Origin of the sequence: Streptomyces sp. NPDC058964 (assembly GCF_042741275.1) — a bacterium.
In the GTDB taxonomy this organism is placed as follows: Bacteria; Actinomycetota; Actinomycetes; order Streptomycetales; family Streptomycetaceae; genus Streptomyces.
Genome location: NZ_JBHYKH010000392.1, coordinates 1 through 8,599, shown reverse-complemented (window position 1 = coordinate 8,599; position 8,599 = coordinate 1). Strand labels below are relative to the sequence as shown.

The following is an 8,599-nucleotide window of genomic DNA, read 5'->3' as shown; positions in this document are numbered from 1 at the left end:
GGGTCGTTGCTGTCGGCCAATTACCGCAGGGCGGTGCACCGGGCTCCCTCGGTGCCGCACCGGGCGGCCCGGACGATCTCCGGCCGGTCCTCGGGACCCGCGACGGCGACGAGGCAGCGGGCGGCCGGGACATGGAGGGCCGCACCGCGTTCGACGCCCTGCTGGGCCCACTCGAACACCGCCTGCACGCTCCACCCCGGGCGGGGCCCGCTGGGTCGCATCTGCCGCTGCCAGCGGTCGAAACAGCCGGCCTCCTGGGCGGCACGCACGCGCGTGGCGACGGATTCTCGAGGATCGTCGGCCCACAGGCGCCATGGCCGGGGTTCGAAGGAGTCTCGCACGGCGGCGGCCAGCTCGGCCTCGCCCTCGGCGTCGGTGGAGAACCGCGCCAGGACGGGTGCGGCCAGGGCACGCAGGGCCGCGTCGTCGTCCCGGAGGGCGAGTTCGTCGAGGGCCCAGGCCCAGTTGGAGCCGAGGGCGGCATACCTGCGCAGCAGTGCGAGGGCGTCACGCCTGCCGTACGAGGCGAGGTGCCCGAGGACGGCGAGCGCGAGGCCGGTGCGGGACTCGTCGGAGTCGAGCACGTCCTCGGGGTCGAAGAGGTGGGCCTCGATGGCGTCCAGCTCCCCGTCGAGGTCGAGGTAGAGCCGGGCGTAGTAGAGGGAGCGGTTCTCCACCTGCCAGTCGTGGCGGGGGTCGCGCAGTACACAGTGGTTCAGTGCCGCCAGCGCCTCGGCGCGGGGGGCGGTGAGCGCGTGCAGCGTGCCGTCGCCGCGGCCCCGCTGGAGCAGGCCGAGCAGCGTTCCGCTGGGCGCTATGACCGGATCGAACATGGGAAACAGCCTCACATCAAGCGTCGACGCAACCGGGGAACACGCACTACCTGGCCGCGTGACACAACGTCGGGGCGCCCGCCGTCTCTTGCTTGCTGTAGACCATTTCTCTCTGCCTCTCGTCAGTGGCCCATGCGGACCGCATCACGGTCCGCGCGGTGCGGCAACACCTGCCCAGCCATCGCGTCCGTGAATCACGACGTCATGATGACTCGCGGGTTTCTCCTGCCGCGACCGTATTTCCGGCGGCCCTTTACCGCCTCCCCCGTTTTCCGTGTCGTTCCTGGTCAGGACGTTCGGATCAATGTGCGCCGAACAATTCCAGCAGTTCCTTCTTGCCGAACATCCGCGCGGTGTCGACGGCCGACGGAGTACCCGCGCCGGGGTCCGCGCCGCCTTCGAGAAGAACTTCGATCACTTCCTGTTCACCTTTGAACACCGCTCCGGCGAGCGGGGTCTGGCCCCGGTCGTTGACGCGGTCCGACTCGGCACCCCGGGCGAGCAGCTCCCGCACCGCGTCGGCGTGGCCGTGGTACGCGGCGAGCATCACCAGGGAGTCGCCCCGGTCGTTGGTGAGGTTGGCCGGAACACCCGCGTCGACGTACGCCACGAGCGCCTCGGTCTGCCCCTTGCGGGCCAGATCGAAGATCTTGGTCGCCAGCTCCACGACCTCGGGGTCGGGGGCTTCAGTCATCGGCCGGACCGCCTCTCCTGCGAACTTCGGGACTGGGGGAGCGTACGGCACGGCGAGCGACTGCCGCCGTGCGAGTGAATCGCCAGCGTACTGGCTTCCGCGGCACATGACCCGATGTGCCCGAGGTAAAGATCACCGCTGCGGCCGCAGGGCGCAGCAATCCCCCTCCCGCCCCGGAACGCCCCTCCACCCCGGCCCGCACCCCTCCGCCGTTCGGGCGAAAAAGGAAGAAATCCACCCAGTTGCACCTTTTGTCGTATGGATACATGCTGTGATCCTGGAAGAACTCATGGTGACTGTCCCCCCTCGACACCAGGAGACCGCAAATGATTCTCTCCATGTCAGGCGTCGTCCTGCTCGGCATCATCGTCTTCCTCTTCTTCCGGAAGGACGGCCTCAAGGCATCGCACGCCTGCGTCTCATCGCTGTTCGGCTTCTACCTCGCCAGCACGGCCATCGCCCCGAGCATCAAGGCAGGCGGCGAGAGCCTGGCGAGCCTGCTCGGCGGCATCAAGTTCTGACGCCGCCCCTCCCGCCCGTACGCACCAACAGGAGACAGCAGTGGCCCGGCGCCCCCTCCCCCGCATCCTGAGCAACGGCAGCGCGCAGATCGCCCGGAGCCGGGAGCTGGCCCGGACGGCGAGGCCGCGGCCCGTGCGCGGATCGAGCACCTGCTCGCCGCCAAGGCGGGCCGCGGCCGCGAGTACCACTTCGCGTGGGACGAGGAGGCCAACCAGCTCTCGGTCACCGCACTCGCCCCCCTGCCCACCGACATCGCCGCCCAGCGCTTCGTCACCGCCCCGGGCGAGACGGTCCTCGGCTTCACCGACCCCACCGAGGTCCAGCGCACGCTTCCCCTCGCCTACGGAGAGCAGCAGCGCGACGTCCCGCCGGTCGTCTGGCGCACCGGCGTCCGCTCCACCGAGCCGCACCTGCTGGTCATGGGCCAGCCGGGCAGCGGCACCTCGACGCTCCTGCGCAGCGTCGCCCTGCAGGCCCTGCAGTACGGCGACGTGCTGATCGTCGAGGGCGGCGGCACCGGCGAGTACGCCTGCCTGACCGGCCGGGACGGGGTCCTGGCGGTCGAGTGCGCGCTGACCGGGGCGCTGGCCAGTCTCGAGTGGGCCGCGAACGAGACCGAGCGACGGCTCATCGCGGCCAACCGGGCCCGGCAGGCGGGCCACGCCCCGCCGGACGACACCAAGCGGCCCCTGTGGATCGTCCTGGACCGTCCGAGCGTCTTCGCCCACCTCGCCGCCGCGGAAGGACGCAAGGATCCCCAGGCCCTGCTGCAGGTTCCGCTGCGGCACGGCCGTGCGGCCAATGTGACCGTGGTCGTGGCCGAGCAGTTCGACAGCGCGGACGCCCTGAGCGAGGCCGTACGGCAGCACACGCGCGCCCGGGTCGTGCTGGGGCCTGCGGCGCCCGAGCGGCTGGCGGCGGTGCTGGGCGCGCCGCCCCACACGACTCCGCTCTCCCACGTCCCGCCGGGGCGCGGCTACGCGCGGCTGGGCAGCGGGCCCGTCCACCGGCTCCAGGTCCCGGCCACCCCCGACCCGTACGACGACGCCGCGAGCGACGCCGACCGGCAGGCCGTGCTGGAACTGCTTCCACCGCGGACGCCGCAGGTGGAGCCGGAGCCGCCGGAGACGGCGGTCGAGTCCGCGGCGATCGTCGCGGACGCCGTGGTCGCGGAGAGTTCCTGACCGGAGCGGGGCGCGGCGGCGGTCGCGCCCCGGGCGCGGCCGGCTACGCCACGAACGTCCGCGGGGACTCCGCCCCCACGGTCGCGCCGGTCTCCACCAGCCGGGCAGCCGCGGCCAGCCGCGTCGCCGCCTCCTCCGCCAACGCTCCCCCGACGGTGAACGGCAGTCGCACATACCCCTCGAAGGCCCCGTCGACCCCGAACCGGGGGCCGGACGGGACACGGACGCCGACCCGCTCCCCGGCCTCAGCGAGACGCGAGCCCGACAGACCGCCCGCCCGCACCCACAGCGTGAGGCCGCCGCGTGGCACCTCGAACTCCCAGTCGGGCAGTTCGCGCCGCACCGCCGTCACCAGCGCGTCCCGGTTCTCGCGGGCCTGACCGCGCCGCAGCTCCACCGCCTGCTCCCAGCCTCCCGTGCTGAACAGCCAGTTCACGGCGAGCTGTTCCAGGACAGGGGTGCCCAGATCGGCGTACGCGCGCGCGGCGACCAGGCTGCGGATCACGTCGGGGGCGGCACGCACCCAGCCGATGCGCATCCCCGCCCAGAACGCCTTGCTCGCCGAGCCGACCGTGATCACCGTCGATCCCGCCGGGTCGAAGCCGCACACCGGACGGGGCATCACGGCCCCGTCGAGGTCCTCGTCCAGCCACAGCTCGCTCATCGTCTCGTCGGCGACGAGCACCGTTCCCGCCGACCGGGCCGCGTCGACCAGCCGGCGCCGCTGGTCCTCGTCCGCGAGCGCCCCGGTGGGATTGTGGAAGTCGGCGACGACATAGGCGATCCGGGGCGCGGCCTCGCGCAGCACCTGCCGCCAGCGGTCCATGTCCCAGCCGGACAGCCCCTCCGCCATCGCGACCGGCACGAGGCGGGCGCCCCCCTCCCTCATCAGCTGGAGGATGTTGGCGTAGGAAGGGGACTCGACGGCGATGCGCTCGCCCCGGCCCGCGAAGAGGTGGCAGATCGCGTCGATCGCACCCATCGCGCCGGTCGTCACCATGATCTGTTCGGGCATGGTGGGGATCCCGCGCGCGGTGTAGCGCTCGGCGATCATCGCGCGCAGGGCGGGCAGCCCGGCCGGGTAGTCGCCGTGGGTGTGGGCGTACGGCGGCAGTTCCTCCAGGGCTCCCTGCACGGCCCGGGTGAGCCATGGCTCGGGGGCGGGCAGCGCGGCGCAGCCGAGGTCGATGACCGAGCCCAGCGCCTCGGGCGGCAGCGGTTCGAGGCCGCGCGCGGGGAGCGGGTTCCCGGCCGGCACGGCGGTCCAGCTGCCCGCGCCGCGCCGGGACTCCAGGAAGCCCTCGGTGCGCAGCGCCTCGTAGGCGGCCGCGACGGTGGTACGGCTCACCGAGAGGGCGAGCGCCAGTTCCCGCTCGGCGGGCAGCCGGGCGGCCACCGGCACGCGGCCCTCCAGCACGAGCAGCCGGATGCCGTCGGCGAGCGCTCGGTAGGCGGGCGGGCGGCGGGTGCCGGGACCCGCCGGGCGGTCCTGCTGGGAGTTGAGCAGACGGCCGAGCTGCGCGGCACCCACCGCCGAGGTCCACTGCGCCATGAAGATCAGTCCACCTTCCCCGAATTGGCCCTGGATGCTCTTCCTTCGCAAGCCACAGGGTGTCATGCATCAGGCCACTACCACCACACAGGGGGCACCTCTTGTCCACGCGGGGCCGGCAGGGCCGTCTCGGGCGACGGTTGATCCAGCTGTACGTGGGGCTCGCGCTGTACGGCGCGAGTTCCGCCCTTCTCGTCGAGGCCGGTCTGGGTCTGGAGCCCTGGAACGTGCTGCACCAGGGGCTCGCCGAGCTCACGGGGCTGACCATCGGTGTCGTGTCGATCGTCGTCGGCGCGGCGGTGCTGCTGCTGTGGCTCCCGCTGCGCCAGCGCCCGGGTCTGGGCACCGTCTCCAACGTCTTCGTCGTCGGCATCGCCATGGACGGCACGCTCGCCGTCGTCCCCGAGGTGCACTCCCTCGCCGTACGGATCCCCCTGCTGATCGCGGGCATCGTGCTCAACGGCGCGGCGACCGGCCTGTACATCTCGGCCGCCTTCGGTCCCGGCCCACGCGACGGTCTGATGACGGGACTGCACCGCCGTACGGGCCGCTCCGTCCGGCTGATGCGGACCGGTATCGAGGTCACGGTCGTGGTCACCGGCTTCACCCTCGGCGGGACCATCGGCGTCGGTACGGTCCTCTACGCGCTCTCCATCGGCCCGCTCGCCCAGCTGTTCCTGCGGATGTTCGCCGTGCCCCCGGCATCCGGCGGCAGCACGGTCGTTGCCACCGGGTCACCCGGACGGGTGATACTGCGTCCGTGACGACGCTCATACGCCACCCGTACCTCGACCATCCCGGCCCCATCCCCTTCGCCCACCGGGGCGGCGCCGCCGACGGCCTGGAGAACACCGTGGCGCAGTTCCGGCGCGCGGTCGACATGGGTTACCGGTACATCGAGACCGACGTCCACGCCACGCGGGACGGTAAGCTCGTCGCCTTCCACGACGGCACCCTGGACCGGGTCACCGACGGGGCGGGCCGGATCGCCGACCTCCCGTGGGAGGACGTACGGCAGGCGCGCGTGGCGGGGCGGGAGCCGGTCCCGCTGTTCGAGGAGCTCCTGGAGACCTTCCCGGACGTGCGCTGGAACGTGGACATCAAGGCCGAGCCGGCACTGCGGCCGCTGCTCGGCCTGATCGAGCGCAGCGGCGCCTGGGACCGGGTGTGCATCGGATCCTTCTCCGAGGCGCGCGTCCTGCGCGCCCAGCGGCTGGCAGGGCCGCGCCTCGCCACGTCGTTCGGCACCCGCGGTGTGCTCGGCCTGCGGCTGCGCTCCTGGGGGCTGCCCGCTTCGGTGCGCAGGTCGGCGGTGGCCGCACAGGTGCCCGAGGCCCAGTCGGGCGTCCCGGTGGTCGACCACCGCTTCGTGCGCGCCGCCCACGCGCGCGGGCTGCACGTCCACGTGTGGACGGTCAACGAGCCCGAGCGGATGCACCGGCTCCTGGAACTCGGAGTCGATGGCATCATGACCGATCACATCGACACGTTGCGCAAGGTAATGGAGGACCGGGGCGTCTGGGTCTGAACGGCCCGGGGTCCGGCCCGAGCCTTCCGCACGGCACTGCTGCGGGGAAGCGAGGGCACGGGTGAGCACCACCGGGACCGTGCGGGTGGGGGCCGCCGACGAGGCGGCCGAACGGCGGCGCGAGCAGCGCGGCTGGTACTTCTACGACTGGGCGTGCTCCGTCTACTCGACGAGCGTGCTGACCGTGTTCCTCGGCCCCTATCTCACGTCGGTGGCCGAGTCCGCCGCGGACGCGGACGGCTATGTGCATCCGCTGGGGATACCGGTCCGGGCGGGCTCCTTCTTCGCCTATTCGGTGTCCCTGTCGGTGATCGTGGCGGTCGTGGTGATGCCCCTGGTGGGCAGCGCGGCGGACCGCACCGGCCGCAAGAAGCCGCTGCTCGCGGCGGCGGCGTACACCGGCGCGGCGGCGACGACCGGCATGTTCTTCCTCGACGGCGACCGCTATCTGCTGGGCGGGGCACTGCTGATCGTCGCGAACGCGGCGCAGTCCGTCGGCATGATGCTCTACAACTCCTACCTGCCCCAGATCGCCCCGTCCGAGGAGCGCGACGCGGTCTCCTCGCGCGGGTGGGCCTTCGGGTACGCGGCGGGGTCACTGGTCCTGGTCGCGAACCTCGTCCTGTACTCGGCGCACGACTCCTTCGGACTCTCCGAGACGGCGGCGGTCCGCATCTGCCTGGCCTCCGCCGGGCTGTGGTGGGGGGCCTTCACGCTCGTACCGCTGCGGCGGCTGCGGGACCGCCGGTCGACGGCCTCACCGGCAACCGCTCCCGGACTGCGGCAGCTCGTGGCGACCGTCCGCGACATGCGCCGGCACCCGCTGACGCTCGCCTTCCTGCTGGCCTACCTCGTCTACAACGACGGCATCCAGACGGTGATCTCCCAGGCCTCGGTCTACGGCTCCGAGGAACTGAGGCTCGGGCAGTCGACGCTCATCGGGGCCGTCCTCCTCGTACAGGTCCTGGCGGTGGCGGGCGCGCTCGCAATGGGGCGGCTGGCCCGGACGCACGGTGCCAAGCGCACCATCCTCGGTTCGCTGGTCGCCTGGACGGTCACGCTGGCGGCCGGGTACTTCCTGCCCGCCGGGGCGCCGGTGTGGTTCTTCGTGCTGGCCTCCGGGATCGGACTGGTGCTGGGCGGCAGCCAGGCGCTGTCCCGGTCGCTGTTCTCGCATCTCGTCCCGCCCGGCAAGGAGGCCGAGTACTTCTCGGCGTACGAGATGAGCGACCGGGGCATGAGTTGGCTGGGCCCGCTTCTGTTCGGGGTCACGTACCAGCTGACCGGCAGCTACCGCTCCGCGATCATCTCGCTCGTGGCCTTCTTCGTCATCGGGTTCGCGCTGCTCGCGCGGGTTCCGGTGCGGCGGGCGATCGAGGCCGCGGGCAACCCGGTCCCGGAAAAGATCTAGCTCTGATTTAGCGCTCAACACGAAAGGGCGGTAGTGTACGCGTTTGGCCTGCCAGGCGTACCGTTACTGCGCGTCAAAGATGCCGAAACGCTGGGTGACATCTGCTAGCAGATGTGACAAACCGGGCGCTGGTGGGTACAACAAGGGGCGGCTACGACGGCGACGCATGACCCGGAACGGGACACGGAACGGGAATCTTTACCGCCGACCGGACGTTGACCGGATGACGACGACAGCGACACCTGTCCTGTGGGCGACAAGCCCGGGAGGCACGATTCATGAGTGAGCGAGCTCTTCGCGGTACGCGCCTCGTGGTGACCAGCTACGAGACGGACCGCGGTATCGACCTGGCTCCGCGCCAGGCCGTGGAGTACGCATGCGAGAAGGGGCACCGCTTCGAGATGCCCTTCTCGGTCGAGGCGGAGATCCCGCCGGAGTGGGAGTGCAAGGTCTGCGGTGCCCAGGCACTCCTCGTGGACGGCGACGGCCCTGAAGAGAAGAAGGCCAAGCCCGCGCGTACGCATTGGGACATGCTGATGGAGCGGCGGACCCGCGAGGAACTCGAAGAGGTCCTCGAGGAGCGTCTTGCCGTTCTCCGTTCGGGGGCGATGAACATCGCCGTTCACCCCCGGGACAGCCGCAAGTCCGCGTAGTCCCTGCGGGGCCTGGGCCGCGACAACAGCGCACGTGAGTAACCGCGGGGGGGGGGGGGTGGGTTTGTGGGTGTGCGGCGCGGGCGGTGTGTTTTTTGTTGTGTTGTGGATTTGTGGTGGGGGGCGCGGGGGGGGGCGCCCGCCCGCCCCCGCCCCGCTAAAACCCCCGCCATGTCGTCGGCCATGTCGGCGATCACGCCGAGGTCGTGGGTGATCAGGATC

At 71.8% G+C, this 8,599-nt stretch carries 7 protein-coding genes and 2 pseudogenes; 6 read left to right on the top strand and 3 right to left on the bottom strand.

The window, feature by feature from the left end; translation table 11 throughout:
* Positions 1-23 precede the first annotated feature (23 nt).
* Positions 24-833: pseudogene (locus tag ACFW2E_RS34350) on the bottom strand (HEAT repeat domain-containing protein); the annotation flags it as partial.
* A 301-nt stretch (positions 834-1,134) separates the two neighbouring features.
* Positions 1,135-1,527, bottom strand: coding sequence for an ankyrin repeat domain-containing protein (locus tag ACFW2E_RS34345; protein WP_384472099.1), 393 nt, complete (start codon positions 1,525-1,527; stop codon positions 1,135-1,137).
* A 326-nt stretch (positions 1,528-1,853) separates the two neighbouring features.
* Between ACFW2E_RS34345 and ACFW2E_RS34340 the strand changes: the two genes are divergently transcribed.
* Together ACFW2E_RS34340 and ACFW2E_RS34335 are read left to right on the top strand one after the other, a co-directional pair.
* Entirely contained in the window at positions 1,854-2,048 is a 195-nt protein-coding gene (locus ACFW2E_RS34340) for a hypothetical protein (RefSeq protein ID WP_235455802.1), read from the top strand.
* A gap of 99 nt (positions 2,049-2,147) precedes the next feature.
* A pseudogene (locus ACFW2E_RS34335) lies at positions 2,148-3,233 on the top strand (hypothetical protein); the annotation flags it as partial.
* A 43-nt stretch (positions 3,234-3,276) separates the two neighbouring features.
* Here the strand turns inward: ACFW2E_RS34335 and ACFW2E_RS34330 are convergent.
* The gene (locus tag ACFW2E_RS34330; RefSeq protein ID WP_384472096.1) at positions 3,277-4,785 is read right to left on the bottom strand and encodes a PLP-dependent aminotransferase family protein; all 1,509 of its coding nucleotides are present in this window, start codon (positions 4,783-4,785) and stop codon (positions 3,277-3,279) included.
* Between the two features lie 101 nt (positions 4,786-4,886).
* On the opposite strand from ACFW2E_RS34330, the gene ACFW2E_RS34325 reads away from it, so the two are divergent.
* The 4 genes from ACFW2E_RS34325 to ACFW2E_RS34310 all read left to right on the top strand — a co-directional run bounded on the left by ACFW2E_RS34325 (position 4,887) and on the right by ACFW2E_RS34310 (position 8,377).
* Positions 4,887-5,549, top strand: coding sequence for a YitT family protein (locus ACFW2E_RS34325; RefSeq protein WP_384472093.1), 663 nt, complete (start codon positions 4,887-4,889; stop codon positions 5,547-5,549).
* Positions 5,546-6,313 (top strand): glycerophosphodiester phosphodiesterase, encoded by a 768-nt coding sequence (locus ACFW2E_RS34320; protein ID WP_384472090.1) that lies wholly within the window; start codon positions 5,546-5,548, stop codon positions 6,311-6,313. Before ACFW2E_RS34325 ends, ACFW2E_RS34320 begins: the two co-directional genes overlap by 4 nt.
* 61 nt (positions 6,314-6,374) lie before the next feature.
* On the top strand, positions 6,375-7,724 hold the full coding sequence (locus ACFW2E_RS34315) for an MFS transporter (protein WP_384472087.1): 1,350 nt from the start codon (positions 6,375-6,377) through the stop codon (positions 7,722-7,724).
* A gap of 278 nt (positions 7,725-8,002) precedes the next feature.
* Entirely contained in the window at positions 8,003-8,377 is a 375-nt protein-coding gene (locus ACFW2E_RS34310; protein WP_003977404.1) for an RNA polymerase-binding protein RbpA, read from the top strand.
* The last annotated feature ends 222 nt before the right edge of the window (positions 8,378-8,599 follow it).

Bases quoted from the DNA above. Each gene is read 5' to 3' on its own strand.
- ACFW2E_RS34345 (WP_384472099.1), bottom strand. From the start codon at position 1,527: ATGACTGAAGCCCCCGACCCCGAGGTCGTGGAGCTGGCGACCAAGATC.
- ACFW2E_RS34340 (WP_235455802.1), top strand. From the start codon at position 1,854: ATGATTCTCTCCATGTCAGGCGTCGTCCTGCTCGGCATCATCGTCTTC.
- ACFW2E_RS34330 (WP_384472096.1), bottom strand. From the start codon at position 4,785: ATGGCGCAGTGGACCTCGGCGGTGGGTGCCGCGCAGCTCGGCCGTCTG.
- ACFW2E_RS34310 (WP_003977404.1), top strand. From the start codon at position 8,003: ATGAGTGAGCGAGCTCTTCGCGGTACGCGCCTCGTGGTGACCAGCTAC.